General features: G+C 57.0%; 16 protein-coding genes and 1 pseudogene. 12 read left to right on the forward strand and 5 right to left on the reverse strand.

Translation table 11 applies throughout. From position 1 onward, the window contains the following. Positions 1-231: 231 nt before the first annotated feature. The gene (locus tag DXD49_RS09370; protein ID WP_117794818.1) at positions 232-771 is read right to left on the reverse strand and encodes a zinc ribbon domain-containing protein; all 540 of its coding nucleotides are present in this window, start codon (positions 769-771) and stop codon (positions 232-234) included. Between the two features lie 64 nt (positions 772-835). Next, entirely contained in the window at positions 836-1,279 is a 444-nt protein-coding gene (locus DXD49_RS09375; protein WP_020225128.1) for a GNAT family N-acetyltransferase, read from the reverse strand. A gap of 965 nt (positions 1,280-2,244) precedes the next feature. Here DXD49_RS09375 and DXD49_RS09960 point away from each other — a divergent pair. Together DXD49_RS09960 and DXD49_RS09965 are read left to right on the forward strand one after the other, a co-directional pair. Continuing rightward, complete coding sequence (locus DXD49_RS09960) at positions 2,245-2,433, forward strand: hypothetical protein (RefSeq protein ID WP_117794820.1); 189 nt, start codon at positions 2,245-2,247, stop codon at positions 2,431-2,433. Next, a pseudogene (locus tag DXD49_RS09965) lies at positions 2,434-3,055 on the forward strand (IS3 family transposase); the annotation flags it as partial. It abuts the gene before it with no gap. Between the two features lie 696 nt (positions 3,056-3,751). On the opposite strand, the gene DXD49_RS09400 reads toward DXD49_RS09965, so the two are convergent. Continuing rightward, on the reverse strand, positions 3,752-4,333 hold the full coding sequence (locus DXD49_RS09400) for a hypothetical protein (protein ID WP_117794822.1): 582 nt from the start codon (positions 4,331-4,333) through the stop codon (positions 3,752-3,754). Between the two features lie 491 nt (positions 4,334-4,824). Between DXD49_RS09400 and DXD49_RS09405 the strand changes: the two genes are divergently transcribed. From DXD49_RS09405 to DXD49_RS09810, 3 genes are all read left to right on the forward strand, one after another. Next, positions 4,825-6,174 carry an ATP/GTP-binding protein gene (locus DXD49_RS09405; RefSeq protein ID WP_158564889.1) on the forward strand — a complete coding sequence of 450 codons (1,350 nt, stop codon included), beginning with the start codon at positions 4,825-4,827 and terminating at the stop codon, positions 6,172-6,174. Continuing rightward, complete coding sequence (locus DXD49_RS09410) at positions 6,167-6,772, forward strand: RloB family protein (protein ID WP_158564890.1); 606 nt, start codon at positions 6,167-6,169, stop codon at positions 6,770-6,772. Before DXD49_RS09405 ends, DXD49_RS09410 begins: the two co-directional genes overlap by 8 nt. A 90-nt stretch (positions 6,773-6,862) precedes the next feature. Beyond that, complete coding sequence (locus tag DXD49_RS09810) at positions 6,863-8,143, forward strand: hypothetical protein (RefSeq protein ID WP_199569031.1); 1,281 nt, start codon at positions 6,863-6,865, stop codon at positions 8,141-8,143. A gap of 553 nt (positions 8,144-8,696) precedes the next feature. Here the strand turns inward: DXD49_RS09810 and DXD49_RS09420 are convergent. Further along, the gene (locus DXD49_RS09420; RefSeq protein ID WP_117763648.1) at positions 8,697-8,960 is read right to left on the reverse strand and encodes a helix-turn-helix transcriptional regulator; all 264 of its coding nucleotides are present in this window, start codon (positions 8,958-8,960) and stop codon (positions 8,697-8,699) included. A 129-nt stretch (positions 8,961-9,089) separates the two neighbouring features. Here DXD49_RS09420 and DXD49_RS09425 point away from each other — a divergent pair, with 129 nt between their 5' ends. Genes DXD49_RS09425 through DXD49_RS09440 form a run of 4 tightly spaced genes read left to right on the forward strand, consistent with a single transcriptional unit; the run spans position 9,090 to position 11,313 of the window. Beyond that, positions 9,090-10,091 carry a permease gene (locus tag DXD49_RS09425; RefSeq protein ID WP_199569033.1) on the forward strand — a complete coding sequence of 334 codons (1,002 nt, stop codon included), beginning with the start codon at positions 9,090-9,092 and terminating at the stop codon, positions 10,089-10,091. Between the two features lie 48 nt (positions 10,092-10,139). Further along, positions 10,140-10,481 carry a thioredoxin family protein gene (locus tag DXD49_RS09430; protein WP_117794826.1) on the forward strand — a complete coding sequence of 114 codons (342 nt, stop codon included), beginning with the start codon at positions 10,140-10,142 and terminating at the stop codon, positions 10,479-10,481. An 8-nt stretch (positions 10,482-10,489) separates the two neighbouring features. Next, entirely contained in the window at positions 10,490-10,693 is a 204-nt protein-coding gene (locus DXD49_RS09435) for an acetyl-CoA carboxylase biotin carboxyl carrier protein subunit (RefSeq protein ID WP_117794827.1), read from the forward strand. Beyond that, positions 10,693-11,313 carry a lipoate--protein ligase family protein gene (locus tag DXD49_RS09440; RefSeq protein WP_117794828.1) on the forward strand — a complete coding sequence of 207 codons (621 nt, stop codon included), beginning with the start codon at positions 10,693-10,695 and terminating at the stop codon, positions 11,311-11,313. Before DXD49_RS09435 ends, DXD49_RS09440 begins: the two co-directional genes overlap by 1 nt. Before the next feature lie 315 nt (positions 11,314-11,628). Here the strand turns inward: DXD49_RS09440 and DXD49_RS09445 are convergent, their stop codons facing one another. Continuing rightward, a complete protein-coding gene (locus DXD49_RS09445) occupies positions 11,629-12,210 on the reverse strand; it encodes an ABC transporter (RefSeq protein WP_117794829.1) in 582 nt (193 codons plus the stop codon). 214 nt (positions 12,211-12,424) lie between these two features. On the opposite strand from DXD49_RS09445, the gene DXD49_RS09450 reads away from it, so the two are divergent. Genes DXD49_RS09450 through DXD49_RS09460 form a run of 3 tightly spaced genes read left to right on the forward strand, consistent with a single transcriptional unit; the run spans position 12,425 to position 13,865 of the window. Then, positions 12,425-13,042, forward strand: coding sequence for an Arm DNA-binding domain-containing protein (locus DXD49_RS09450; RefSeq protein ID WP_158564891.1), 618 nt, complete (start codon positions 12,425-12,427; stop codon positions 13,040-13,042). Between the two features lies 1 nt (position 13,043). Beyond that, positions 13,044-13,499, forward strand: a complete 456-nt coding sequence (locus DXD49_RS09455; RefSeq protein WP_117794831.1) for a site-specific integrase — start codon at positions 13,044-13,046, stop codon at positions 13,497-13,499. A gap of 9 nt (positions 13,500-13,508) precedes the next feature. Beyond that, positions 13,509-13,865 carry a hypothetical protein gene (locus DXD49_RS09460; protein WP_147347849.1) on the forward strand — a complete coding sequence of 119 codons (357 nt, stop codon included), beginning with the start codon at positions 13,509-13,511 and terminating at the stop codon, positions 13,863-13,865. Positions 13,866-14,647 lie beyond the last annotated feature (782 nt).

Raw genomic sequence — 14,647 nt, forward strand, 5'->3', positions numbered from 1 at the left:
ATAGGCTCCAGTTGGAAACCCTCGGGTTTGCGGGGCGGAATAGCGAAAGCGATTCTGCCCTGTTTTGGCTCGAGGAGATAACCGCCGAAGATGCCGCAGCGATCGTCGGAAGCGCGAAAAGGAAATGGCCCCAAAGGAAGAAACCCAAGAACCTGAGAAGCGTCCCCAATGGGAGCGCTTCTTCGGAGACGCCTAGCTCGTCCCGCCGTCAGATACCCCGGGCAAACCCAGCTACGGCCTCTTCGGCACGTGCGGCAGCTTGGCTCCGCAGGAAGAGCAGAACGCTGCGCCACCGGTCGCCTTGGCACCGCAATAGGGGCAGAAAGCCGCGCGCACTATGCGGTCCGTCGGCGTCCAAGTCTTAATCCCCTTGGCGATCAGGCCTGCCACGCGTTCGGCTATGCCCGAGTCGTCGTTAGAGCTCGCTACGGTGTAGTCGCTCGTAAGGTGGCCCTCGTAGTCGAAGTCGATCACGAACTTCCACGAACTGATGCCGCTGAGCGAGACGACGGTTCCGTAAACCTTGTGCCCGTCCACGGAAAGGACCTCGAGCCTTTTGACGGATCGACCCACAGCCTCGACGATCTCCTCGAACCCCTCCTGGGTCACATCGTCCCTGAAACACTCGCTCGCGCGGTCCCACTCGGCTTTTGCCTTGACCTTCTCGAGCTCGATCTTCCGCTTATCCTGCCTATCGCATGCGAACAGTACGATGCCGAGAAAAGCGAAAGCGGGAAATAGGGTCATCAGCATGTTGGCCAGAGCTTCCATTCAGGGTCCCCCCTAAACAAGCCCGGCGCCGTGGGTTCATTGCAGCGATAAAATAAACGATAATTTATATTTTTTTCTGTAAATAAATCATATCTGTTAGTTGAACCCCACCTTCAAAAATAGGGTGGTCATAGTTATCGATAAAAAAATTTTCAATGCTGTGTGAGCGGGCAAAACCAGATTTTTCATAAAAGGGAACGGTCAACGGGCTATCCCCTGTGCCAACCTGTAGTATCGAATACTTCCCTTTATATTTCGCAGCGACAAAGTCAATTAGTGCCTTGCCGTAACCTTTGCCCTGATATTCTGGCGCAGTTGCAATATTTTTAATTTCAAGAATGCCTTTGCCCTCGTCGGTTACTACACACTCGCATTTAACCCCATTATCGACCAATACATACATCGTTCCTCTATCAATATATCGGTCTATCATGCTCTCTTGTTCATCGGCTAACAGCAATAAGGGGAGAAATTGTTTTTTATTCTCTTTGATTTCTATAATTTCCATATCGGTATGTACTCCAAAATTATCGCTTGAATACATCAAGCGGAATATTCGTATCAGAATCATAGACAATGTCAGCACGGTCCTCGCTAATCTTGCCGAAATAGGTACAGCCTATCCTGGTTAGATGAAGAATAGCAGGATCTGGACTCTGGTGAGTTCTGTAAAAACCGCCTATTAGACATGAAGCCACCTCCGACATAATAAGCTCGGTTTTTATAGACTGTTATCCTTCATTTTTGTTGTGTTACGACTTCTTATGCCAGAGTAGTGAAATTAAATGTCGTGTATGGCACTCAGTTGCATTATGGTTGCCTAGCAACTCGCGCTAACGGCCTTCGCACTTTTTGTAATACGGTTCTGCTATAGCGCCGTGCGTATTGGCATTCGGAACTGTCGCAGGTCACTCAATCTTAAATCGTCAACGAGGCCTTAGCTCGCCGTTGCTCGGACGATTAATAACATCCGCGAGGCTACGACAAAAAGATGCAAATCGAACAAACATCGTCCCGTTCGTCCGTTCCAGTTTGTCCAGACGCCCCTCCCACAATGTTCATGTTCCAACGGATGGGTACCATTTATCCGGGTGCACCTGGGGCAACGGGCCGGCAGGCTCGCGCAAGGTCACTCGCATAACACGCAACATCAAACACGACAGAAGAGGCGAACGACAGATGCCGGACCCCGGACGACAGCACCGCGGAAGACGTGCACTCCGACCACAACCGAACAACTCCAGCTACTAGCCAGGCGCCCGCATGGGCGCCTTTTGCTTTTCGGGGACTTAGCCGAGAGCTAGGGCACGCGGCTCATGGCCGTTTCGTGAAGGCCCGACCAGCTCGACCCACCTCGACCCGTCTCCGCTCCCGCCGTGCGCGCCAACCGCAATCAGGCGGTTCAATCGTCGCGCAGACGAAAACGCACACGGGACCGCGCAGGCGCATGGCGCGGAAAGATTGGAGGCAACCATGGCGAACGCGACGAAATGCGCCGCGCCCGAGGGCAACCGGGGCCGAGACGAGTGGATGACGGTGATCGAGATGCAGGAGTACATGGGGGCGAGCCGGAGCAAGGCGTACGACGGCATCGTGCTGCACGACAAGCTCGTCGCATGGATCGAGCGAAACAGCGTCGTCGGCTCGCCCAGAAGGGGCTAGCGCCGATGGCGGCCGCAGGCCCGAGGGGGCACCTACGCCCGGAAGAGGCGCAGGTACAACTCGTACAAGGGGGAGATCGGGGACGCCCCGGGGAACCTCGTCGCGCGCGACTTCCGCGCCGACGCCCCCAACAGGCTCTGGCTCACCGACGTGACGCAGTTCCGGATCCCGGCCGGCAAGGCGTACCTGAGTCCCGTGATCGACTGCTTCGACGGGATGCCGGTCGCCTGGACGATAAGGGAGCGGCCCGACGCCGAGATGGCCAACACGATGCTCGAGGAGGCGTTGCGCAACGCTCGGGCCGGGCGAGGCCCCCGTGATCCACAGCGACCGGGGGTGCCACTACAGGTGGCCCGGGTGGCTCGAGATCTGCGAGAGGCACGGCCTCGAGCGCTCGATGTCGAGGAAGGGGTGCTCGCCGGACAACTCGGCCATGGAGGGGTTCTTCGGCCGGCTCAAGAACGAGTTCTTCTACGGCCGGGACTGGGAGGGCGTCAGCCTGGAGGATTTCGCATCCCAGCTCGACGGCTACATGAGATACTACCGTTGCGAGAGGACCAAGAGGTCCCTCGGATGGATGAGCCCCAGTCAGTACAGGAAATCGCTGGGCCTGGCCGCCTAGCGTCTCCAGTAAATGGGGCGCACCCCCAATAGTAAATTATTGGGTGAAAATATGACGTTCTACCAGCACAAACAAAAATGACTGAGTACAAATTGAGTACAAAAATCAGGGTTCGAAATGTCGCGAAATCACACGTGATTTGATTGAAATTGGACCATCAATACACGCAAGCTGCTCGGAACGATCCCAAAAATATAAAGCCCCGAGATGGTTTCTCGGGGCTTCTACCTGCGGTTTCAATTTTTATGCAGTCTGGTTCCTACTCCCACTCAATACGACGAGAATCACTTCTCGCCTATCTGGTGGTGTCTCGCCCACAAAAAACGGACGCAACGGCACTCGGCGGTACGCCACGGCACCAAACTGGGACAGCACTGCTCTCTTCCATGAAACTCAAATTCAACTCAGTGGTGTTGAGTTTCATTTTTGTCCCAGTTGCCGGCTGCGGAGCGAAAAAGGTTGATTCGATCCCGAAATCAGTCCAGCTCGACCTGAAAAGCGGCTTGCCACCAGCGTAAGTTGCAAGTGAATAATCGCAAGTGGTTTACGCTTTGAGAGTAAAACCGCAGCTCAACGCAATAAGCCATCTGAAGTATTCGTTTGGAATAAATGCAGGTGGCTTGTTGCTAATCGGCTAAAGGTTGAAATTACTCTCTGCTGAGACAGTTTGTCCCAACAGGGGGCTGACCTCGAGAACTACAGGCTTTGAATTTCCGTACGGAACTCAAAATGGGTTGAAGGGTCCTCGTCGGGATCGTCTTCCCAGTTGACAGACTCATCGTACAAGAGGTTCTCGATTCTCTCGCCATTCTTGAGAACTATCATTTCGGAGAACCACACCTCCTTGTCGAGCATGATTATGCCCGAATCCGTATGGAGGGCGATGGCCTGTGGATACTCAAGCTTTGAGACCAGGGAGCCTTCGCCATAGATATCTGCAACGTCGTTGACAACGGTAACAGCGACGATAGTCTCGTTGACTTCGAACGTGGTCGTATCAGCCCCCACTTCGGGGATGCTGAGCATTTCCTCCGAAGATTCAACAACTGACAGCAAGCCAAACTCCTCGAGCGTGCCGAATTCGCCAACGACGATGTTGTTCAGGAAGTTGTTGACGTCGATGTCAAAGCCCTCGAAGTGCAGGCGGACGGTATTCCAGCTGTTGTCGGGAGGAGCCGCCAGAACTGCAACGATAGTGAGCAGCTTGGAGCTCTTCATCTGCTTTAGGAGCAGCTCTTCTGCGTGGTTGAATCTTTTATTAGCGTGTTCCATTGCCATCACTTTCCCTTTCTGACGAAGTGTATCTTCTGGGACTTAATTCCAGAAGCATTCTTCACCTTCAATTCGACTACCGGAGATTTGCCCTTCGAAGAAGAAACAAGCCTATGGGAGACGATGCTTCCGTCTCCCATCCTGTGCATCATGCCTCTGCCCTCGATTGACGTGGGGCTACCACACCCGGAGTTCCAGGACAGTCGTATACGCACAGCTCGATGGGCTGAAGCCCTTGACCCTTCGTGCCGGAGAGGCACTTTCTTTCGCAAGGAAAAAGCCATTTGGCAAATCCGCTGCATCCGAATCGCCCTGTCTGAGGGCTGGACCGGTATTTCTCATGCAGGAAAGTTGCGAATCTACGACTTCCCTGCATCATTCTGCCTTCCTTCTCTTTCTTCCGTAAACCGCGCATGCCTGCCCTGCCTCGGAACCCTTCCTTGACTAATGCAACGAAAGTGATAAAATCTCATTCGTTGATTCGAAAGGAAAAGGAAATGCTACTGAACTTCACCGTGGGCAATTGGATGTCATACCGCGACGAGGCGTCGCTGAACATGGTTGCCTCGCTCGAGCGCCAGCATGCTCGGACGCTGGCCAAGATCCCCGGGTTCCGTAGCAAGAAGGCCCTGCCGGTTGCCGCCGTCTACGGAGGCAACGCGTCCGGCAAGACGGGCCTGTTCAAGGGGATGGCCGCGCTCAAGCACATGGTCACGGGCGAAACCGGCGTGGACGAGCTTCTTCCCATAGAGCCCTTCATGCTAGAGAGGGGGTCGGCATCGGAGCCGACCGTCTTTGACGTCACGTTCCTGGCGGGTAGGACTGTTTACCGATACGTCGTTGAGGCGACCCTGGATGGTGTTTCCTACGAGTCGCTCGAGCGCGTGCTCGAGAAGGAGAGTATCGACATCTTCGAGCGCGACGAGCTTTCGGAGGACGGCAAGTATACCTTCAATGAGTCATGCCTCGGCCCCTCCGACTTCCTGGAGTTCGTGGGCAAGTCGACCCGCCGCAACCAGACCTTCCTCGGCAGCGCCGTCTCTCAGAACGTCGAAACGTTGCAGGAGGCCTACGATTGGTTTGCCGACACGCTGCAGCTCGTAGGCGTGGAGTCCCATGCCTGGACCTTCGCCAACGCCGCGGGAACTCGCGAGGGCTTCTTCGAATATGCCGAGGACACGCTCTCCCGCCTGGACACCGGTATTTGCGGGCTGACCGGAGAGCGCCTCGATCTCGACGCGCTGCCGAAAAGCGCAAAGCTTCGCAAGAGAGTGGCCGGGCTCGAGGCCGACGAGATAATGACCTTGGTCATGGAGAAGGCTCCCGGTGACTACGGCTTCGAGATGATAACGGTGCACGTGGACGATGGGCGTCCGGTGGTGGAGCGCATGCGCACCCTTCACCAGGGCGCGGACGGCGAGAAGCGCAGCTTCGGCCTGGGGATGGAGTCCTCCGGCACCCAGCGCCTGATGGGGTTGCTGCCCATGCTGTTCGACTTGCAGGGGTCCGATGACTCCATGGGATCCAAGGTGTATGTCGTGGACGAGCTTGACCGATGCCTGCACACCATGCTGACCACGCGCCTGGTGGAGGACTTCCTGGCCACCTGCGGCCCCGACACTCGCAAGCAGCTGCTGTTCACCACCCACGACCTGCTGCTCATGGACCAATCCCTGATGCGCCGCGACGAGATGTACATAGCCCAGCGCGGCGCAGATGGCAAGTCCGAGCTGGTCGGGCTCACCGAGTTCGACGGCATCCGCTACGACAAGGACCTTATCCGCAGCTACCTGGACGGCCGCTTCGGCGGCATCCCGATGCTGCGGGAGGAGGCGGCCCGTGGCTAGGAGATCCAATAAGGAATCGCTCAAGCGAAAGACGGGCGGCCGCGAGTACCGCGACGTGTGCTGGGTGAGCGCCGAGGGGCAGACGGAGAAGGACTACCTGCGCATGGACGCCTTCAAGGGCGCACCGATGGCGGTGAAGTTCCCCAAGGACATCCATCCCGACAGGCGCAACCCCGCCGCGGTGCTCAAGCGCTTCCAGAAGGCGATGCGCACCGAGGACTTCCGCAAGGGAGACGAGGCGTGGATCGTGGTGGACGTAGACACCTGGGGAGACGTCGAGTTCGCCGAGCTGCTCTCCTGGGCGGCGAGCGACCCCCGGCACCACCTTGCCGTAAGCAACCCCAAGTTCGAGCTGTTCCTGGTGATGCACTTCGAGCGCGGCAACGGCTGCACCACGCCACAGAAGGTCGACGCCACCCTCAAACGCTACTGGCCTCGCTACGACAAGCGCGTGAACGCCACCCGCTTCTCCCTCGACGAGGTCAAGTCAGCCGTCGAGGCGGCAAGAATGAAGCGGGCGGGCTGCCAGGACGCCATACCGGCGCCCGGCATGACCGACGCCCACCTGCTAGTCGAACGGCTGATTGAAGGGATGTAAGAGGCCAGATATCTGGGCTCAGGTTCTTCGAGGACGGGAGCGTGAAGAGATGGCTTTTGAGGCTGAGAGAGATTGACGATGGGGGTGCCAATGAGTGACGACTTTAGCTTCGCCATAAAGATACCCTGCGACGAGGATGGGTTCGTTCTGCTGCAATGCCCGCAATGCGGCGAGTTCTTCAAGCTGAGACCGAATGATTACGAGTCGGATGACGGTTTAGAGGCCTGCTGTCCAGCCTGTGGCATCGTGTCCGACAGTTATCTAACCGAGGACGTCGTCGATCTTGCGATGACTATCGCGAAGAACAAGGCTTTCGAGGCGATTCACAAGGAGATGAAGAAGCTCGAACGGCAGACCAAGGGCAAAGCAGTGTCGTTCAAGGCGGGCAGACCACCTAGACCTGATGACGAGCCTGTCTTGCAGCCTTCTATAGATGCGCTTGCCATTACGACCTGCAGGCACTGCGGAATGCAGTCGAAAGTGTCACGCCTTCTTTCAATGTCGATGTACGTGTGTCCGTTATGCGGGGTGAGCAATTTAATGATCGATAAGACCGATTTCAAAAAGACCCTATATCGCTTCAACCATGAAGCTAGCATCCTCTTGCGCTCGAACTGGGAAGAGTCGCCTGCTCCCTTCAAGCGGTTCCTTGACCGCATTGAAGGCGAGCCAGTTATCAAGGAATACCTCGATAACTGTGTCAACAACCATACGCCTGAGGGTTTCGATGCTGACGAAGACGTTCGGGAGATAGCGGCGCAACCTGGGGTAACCTTCAACAATTTCAGTACAATACCCGAGGAAGAGAGCGCAGAGGTCTACCTCATCCTCAAGGCGATGATTGCGCAGGACATTCATGGTAGAAGCTACTTCTATTACACCTTCGCGAGTGGAAACAAGTATCCCGACATGTACAAGGGTTTCTTGGACAAGATCGTGCGGCGCCTTATCGCGAACATAACTGAGCACTTGACCATGATTGGAATAGAAATGGGACTCGACAACAGCGACTCCGTCACCAACAATATCGGCTCTGTTCAGAACTTGCAGATGAATCAGGCGGCTGGTGGCTCGACCATCAATGCCACTCAAAACAATGGCATAAACGAAGCCCAGCTGAGAGATTTGCTCAACGCAATACTCACTGCTGCCGAGGATGAGATAGAGGACACGGAAAGCGTCGAAGACGTGCGCGATAGCGTAGAGATCATTCGGGTGCAGATGGAGAGCGGCGAGCCGAAACGTGGTGTGCTCAAAGGCGCGCTTAGCGTTCTGCATGGAGTTAACGGTGGCGTGCAATTTGTTGCAGCGCTCGCGCAGATTATCGAATTCATTAACATGAGCGGCTTCCAATTCCCTCTGCCTGGCTAAAGACTGCGGCCTCAACATAGTCGTCACCTTGTGACACGCTGCGACGATGCCCGTACCAGTTTGGTGCGAGCATCCTTATGTTTGCCCGCCGATCTCGAGAGGATAATATCGGGTGGCTTGCAAAACTGCCTCCGGGTCAACGTGGTTGAGCGTCGCTTAGCAGCCCTCAGAAGCGGGCTCCACCTTTTCGGGATAATCCGAATCGGTTTGCGCAGGTAAACAGGCAGAAAAGAGCCTCGGGAAAACCTCGTTTCCGGGGGCTCGCGCCCTTCGTTATTCCTCGAAGTCGCCGGTGGTTGTGTTCATCGTCAGGTACCGTCGTTGACCGTTAGTTGCTAAAATAATCCCGGTCAAACAGCATTTTTTGGTCAGAGCCTTATTCCCACTCAATAATTAAAAACTCTCTCCAGTTTGCTCCAGTTTGTCTCAGTTTGTTCCAGTCAACCCTATTTACATCCAGTCTCAAAAATTGACGTTTGGGCATGCGGTCAAATTTGGGTCACGGTTTTTCGGACCAACTGAGTCATTCTCTGGGGTCACGTTGGATCACGGCCTAACCGGAGATCCAATCGGAAAGAAGCGCTGCGGTCTCGTTGTTGGCGGAGTAGTGCATCCAGCGGCCATCCTTTCGACAGCTGACCAGCCCGGCGGCGCAGAGTTGCTTCACATGGTGGGAAAGGGTGGGCTGGGTGATGTCCATCTGCTCAAGGATGTTGCACGCGCAGATATCGTCCTTGTCCTTGATGGCCTGGTAGATGCGCAGGCGCGTGGGGTCGCCCAGCGCCTTGAACGCCGCCGCGAGGCTCTCGTTGTCCATGGTTTCCTCCTGTCTGTCTGGCAGCTTCAGTATATCACGCAAATTTATATATTGACATGCGTCTATGTGTCTCCTATATTGCCCTCATATATAGATATATATTGATACGTCAATATGGAAGGAGCGCCAATGGAATCCATCGGAATGTTCATCTTGGACCAGGTGCTGAAGATGCAGTGGCTGAGCGAACTGATCGCCGCCTTGTTGGGCGCGCTCGGCATTGACACAGCGGGCCAGTGGGGCGGCACGCTCCACTTCTTCATCTATGACACGGTGAAGATCGTCATCCTGCTGTGCGTGCTCATCTTCGTCATCAGCTACATCCAGAGCCACTTCCCGCCGGAGCGCAGCCGCAAGATAATGGGCCGTTTCAAGGGTGTCTGGGGCAACGTGGTGGGAGCGCTGTTGGGAACGGTGACGCCGTTTTGCAGCTGCAGCTCCATCCCGCTGTTCATCGGGTTCACCCGCGCGGGCCTGCCGCTGGGCGTCACGTTCAGCTTCCTCATCAGCTCGCCCATGGTGGACCTGGGCAGCCTGGTGCTGATCATGAGCATCTTCGGTCCGGGTGTGGCCGTGGCCTACACGGTGGTGGGCCTGCTCATCGCCATCGCCGGCGGCGCCATCATCCAGAAAATGGGCATGGAGGGACACCTGGTCGACTTCGTGCGCGGCGACGCGCCGGCGGACGCCGAGCTTTTGTCCATGACCGTGGCCAAGCGCCTGGCCTACGCCCGCAAGGAGACCTGGGGCACGTTCAAGAAGGTGTTCCCGTACATCCTGCTGGGCGTGGGAATCGGCGCCTTCATCCACAACTGGATCCCCGCCGAGTGGATCGAGCTGGTCCTGGGCGACGGCAACCCCTTCGCCGTGGTGCTGGCCACCCTCGTCGGCGCGCCCATCTACGCCGACACCTTCGGCGCCATCCCCATCGCCGAGGCCCTGTACTATAAGGGCACGGGCCTGGGCACGGTGCTGGCCTTCATGATGAGCGTCACCACGCTGTCCATCCCCAGCCTGACCATGCTCTCCCGCGTCATCAAGCCCAGGCTGATGGTGACGTTCGTGGGGCTGTGCATCGTCGGCATGTGCATAAGCGGCTACGTGTTCAACTTCCTGCAGCCGCTGTTCTAACCAGTTAGGAGCCCGCACGGTGCGGGCGCGTCGAAAGGAGAAATTGTCATGGGATTGTTCGGGTTCGGAAAGAAGAAGGAAGAGAAGGCGGCCGCCCCCTGCGCATGCGGCGAGGACGCCCCTCAGATGAAGGCGGAGCCCTGCGGCTGCGGAGGCGCCCGCCAGGTGAAGGTGCTGGGAGCCGGCTGCAAGAAGTGCCACGAGCTCAGCGAGAACGCCCAAGCGGCCATCGCCGAGCTGGGGCTCGAGGCGGAGCTTGAGTACATCACCGACATGGACCGCGTCATGGGCTACGGCGCCATGAGCCTGCCAGCGCTGGTCGTCGACGGCAAGGTCGTGTCCGCTGGCATGGTGCTCACGCCGGCGGAAGTCGCAGCGTACTTGAGGTAGGAGGAATCATGGAGATCAGATCGACCCGAAGCAACGCCATCCTGTTCTGGGAGGTCGCAGACGGCGATACCGTGGAGGCCGGGCAAGTAGTTGCTTCCCTCGAGCAGGGCAAGGGCACGATGGAGGTCGTGGCACCGTGCGCTGGAAAGATCGAAATTGCCTGCAAGGGCGGCATGGTGTCTGAGGGCCAGCTCCTGGCGACGGTGGACTGATGCTGAACGTCGTGAAGAGCCCCTACCGCACCGCTTACGAGAACCTCGCCTTCGAGCAGGAGCTTCTTCGCACGGGCACGCCCTTCCTTTTCACCCACCGGGACGCCCCCTGCGTCTCGGTGGGCTTCAACCAAGACATTGAAGCGGAAGTCGACGCCGCACTTGCTAAGGAGCTGGGCGTCGACATCGTCCGGAGGCAAAGCGGCGGCGGGGCGGTCTACCGCGACGAGGGGTGCGTGGCATTCTCGATGGCGGTGCCGCGTGATTTACTTCCGCGCGCCATGGAGGTTCCCGAGCGGGCCCTGATGGCCCTGGGCGCGCCGGCCGTCCGAAACGACCGCAACGACGTCTACGTCGCCGGTCGCAAGGTATGCGGATGCGCATGGCAAGACGCTGGCGACCTGGTCGTGTTCCACGGCAGCGTGTTGTTCGATGTGGACCTGGACGCGATGGATCGCCTGCTTGCCCTCGGCAAGAGGAAGTACTGCGGCACCGCCATGAGGTCTGTTTTCGCCCGCGTGAGGAACATCAAGGATTTGGTTCCGCAGATGACAGCTGACGAGTTCCAGGGAGCACTCGAGAGAGCGCTCCTCGCCTCCGTTTCCTTGGGTGCGATGTGATTTCCGCCGGTCTCTTTCACGTGTGCCTCCGTCAGCTCCCTGACCGTGAGAAGTCTAGGGATGCGATCGCAATAAGAAAACCCCAGTTAAACTGGGCTTTCTTATTGCGCAAAGCCTATACGGGCAACTTTCACTCTATAGTTAAAAACTTTCTCCAGTTTGTTCCAGTTTGTCCCAGTTTGTTCAGTCAACCCTATTTACATCCAGTCTCAAAAACTGTCGAGAATCCATGGGGTCAAATCTGGGTCACGGTTTTTCGGACCAACTGGGCCATTCTCTGGGGTCACGCTAGGTCACAAAGCGCATACGCTTCGACTAAAGCATTTCCTTCTTCTGGATATGCTTCAGGTGGTTCTTCCTGAATGCGGGGTAGTTGGTGCCGAACACCTTCGCGTCCGTCTCCGTCAGCTCGCTTCTCTGGAACTTGATGTCGGTGAGCTTCAGGGTGCAGATGCAGTCCGCAACCCGGGAAAGCCTGTACTCCCTGGCGCTCGCCATCCCGTACAGGACCGCGTCCTTGGAGAGAATGAAGCCCAGCGCGCTGTGGAGGGCGGCGGTCACCATCCGCTGTCCGTTGTCGTAGTAGATCTTCACACGGTCGAAGTTCTGGAAGTACTCGAGGTTGTCGGTGAGGAAGACGACGAGGTCGCGCTTGAACCTTGCGGTGAAAAGCTCCGGCTCCTCGACCTCGCTCCTCTTGTAGGCAAACGACTTGCAGCGGAACGGCGCACGGCGGCAGAACGACTCGAAGCTGGCAAGCATCTTCTTCCGAGTTTCCATCTCAAGGTCCCTGTAAGACTCCTTGCCGTACATCAGGGGAGATGCATGGAACGGGAGATTCGGCAGACCCTTCCTCGCGAGGTCTTCCTCCATGGCAAAGATGTAGCCGTCGAGCACCTCGTCCTGCTAATGGAACACCAGGGACACGATGCAGTAGGCCGAATGGCCATTTTGGCTGCCCGACTCGTCGACGAATATGCTCAGCTCCCTGGCTATGAGAAACCTCCTAAAACGAAAAGTGCCGGGGGACACCCCCGGCCACTTGGTAGAAGCAAATGCCTCCGATGAATTTATACCACGAACAAGGAGGCGCTTCAAGAAAGGAGATTTCATGGGTGCATACAAGGACGAGAAGAGGGGCACGTGGTACGTGAGCCTCAGGTACAGAGACTGGCGGGGCGAAAGCAGGAAGAAGATGAAGAGGGGCTTCGCTACAAAGCGCGAGGCGCTGGCGTGGGAGAAGTCGTTCAACCACCGCATGGTCGGCGTGGCGTCGATGCCGCTCGAGGACGCCTGCGAGCTCTACCTTGAAGAGATTGTGCCCAGGCTCAGGCCAGGAACGGTGCAGGGGAAGCGCTGCATGTTCGAGCAGCGAATCGTCCCGTTCTTCAAAGGGGTCTCCGTTGGCGACGTCAACGCGCTGGCGGTGATGGAATGGGGAACATGGCTCATGTCCTTGCGGACAAAGGACGGAAAGCCCTATTCGACGGCGTACCTGAACACGCTGACCTCACAGCTTTCCGCCATGTTCAACCACATGATCAGGTGCCACGCCCTTGCAACGGGAAACCCAGTGCTTGTCGCAGGTGCGCCGGAGGGACGCGAGACCGAGCCCAGGTCGGTTTGGACCGCTGACGAGTACCTCAGGTTCTCGAACATGGTGGCAGACCGCCCGCACCTTCATCTGGCATTCGAGTTGCTGTTCTGGTGCGGCTTGAGGAGGGGGTGAGATGTTGGCGCTCACCTACGAGGACTTCGACCTGGACAAGGGCACCGTTAGGGTTACCAAGAGCCTGTCCAGAATCGGCGGAAGGGATGTGGTCGGCCCGCCGAAGACAAGGCAGTCGTACCGCGTCGTCACCATGCCCGGCTTCCTTACGGATGAAGTCGGGGACTACTTTTCGTGGAACGAGGGGTCGAATCCTACGGACAGTGTGCTGCCGAAAGTCACCGCAAGCACATTGGGTAAGGCCTTGGCGCGCGGTGCGAGGGGTGCGGGCTTGCGGCGAATCCGCGTCCACGACCTGAGGCACAACCATGCCTCAATGCTCATCGAGAAGGGCTTCAGCGTCCCAGCGATCGCGGCCAGGCTCGGACACTCGGGTCAGGAGATAACTCATAGGTACATGCACCCTTACTCCGATTCAGACTCCAAGATCGCCTTGGCCTTGGACGGGAAGCTGTAGGTGTAGGCGATGACGTTCAAGGGAAGAAGGCGTATGAGGACCGTGGCGTTCAGAGTCGACGAGGTGACCTTTGCCAAGATCGACGTGCTCAGCGGGCTCTCCGGACTGAGCAAGCAGGACTACATGGAGGCGCGGGTGCTTGACGAGAGCGTCGTCGTGGTTCCGAGCTCAAGAGTGGCGAAGATGCTGTTGGAATATGCCCAGGAGGTCTATAGGGAGCTGCTCCGTGCAAGGCGCGAGGGCAGGGCGCTTGACGAGGATTTCGCATGGTCGCTGCTCACCTTGTCGGAATTCCTATCGGGTTTCGGAGATGGCTCAATGCGCGATATCGACGTCGAAATAGCCTCATGGGAGCGAGCAATGTGACTTCATGGCGACTTCACGGGCTGACCTGCGATTATCGTAAAAACCAGCGCGTATTGACGGCACTTCCAGCCTTCTTGGCAACTATTCGTGGTGAGTAGTTGCGGGTGGCTTGCACCTTAGTTGAGTAAACGCAAAACCGCAGGTCAAAGCCTATTTTTGAAATCCCGTGAAGTCATGAAAAAGGCCCGTGATGCCGATTTGAAGCTTGTAAAATGTTCAAATCTTTGTCACGGGCCGATTGTTCAACCAGCTAGAAATAAGTAAAACCGCAGGTCAGAGGCTGTTTTTCATAACCTGTAAACCACTATGGCCTTACTCCCACTCGATGGATTCAGCTCTGCCGTCCCGTCATTCCAGTTGCACCCAGTTTTCGGTTCCGTCTCGAGCCGAGTGCCGCCAGGTAACGCCATGTCGTGCTTCGTTGGCCTCGGGGACAAAAGCTGGGACAGCTTCAAAAACTTTTTTCAAACTCAGGACGTTGAGTTTTCGTTTTTGTCCCAAAGGGCGCGGCGGGCCGCCTTTGGAGGCTCGACAGCGCCGAAAACGCCCGTTTCGAAACTCAACCGCCCTTTAGCGCGCAAGCCGCCAGCTGCAATCGTAAGTGAATCAACGGGGGTGGCTTGGACGCCGTTCGCAAAACCGCAGGTCGCATGTCTTCGCCATCGGTAGGCAAAGTGAGTAGTCTCAGGTGGCTTTCCCATAAGTTGACGAACGGGCTTTGAGATTCCGCTGACGTCCGGAAACGCTTCGAGCTCCCTTGAATTCTCAGACAGTACATGATA

Origin of the sequence: Collinsella sp. TM05-38, from assembly GCF_003466445.1 — a bacterium.
In the GTDB taxonomy this organism is placed as follows: Bacteria; Actinomycetota; Coriobacteriia; order Coriobacteriales; family Coriobacteriaceae; genus Collinsella.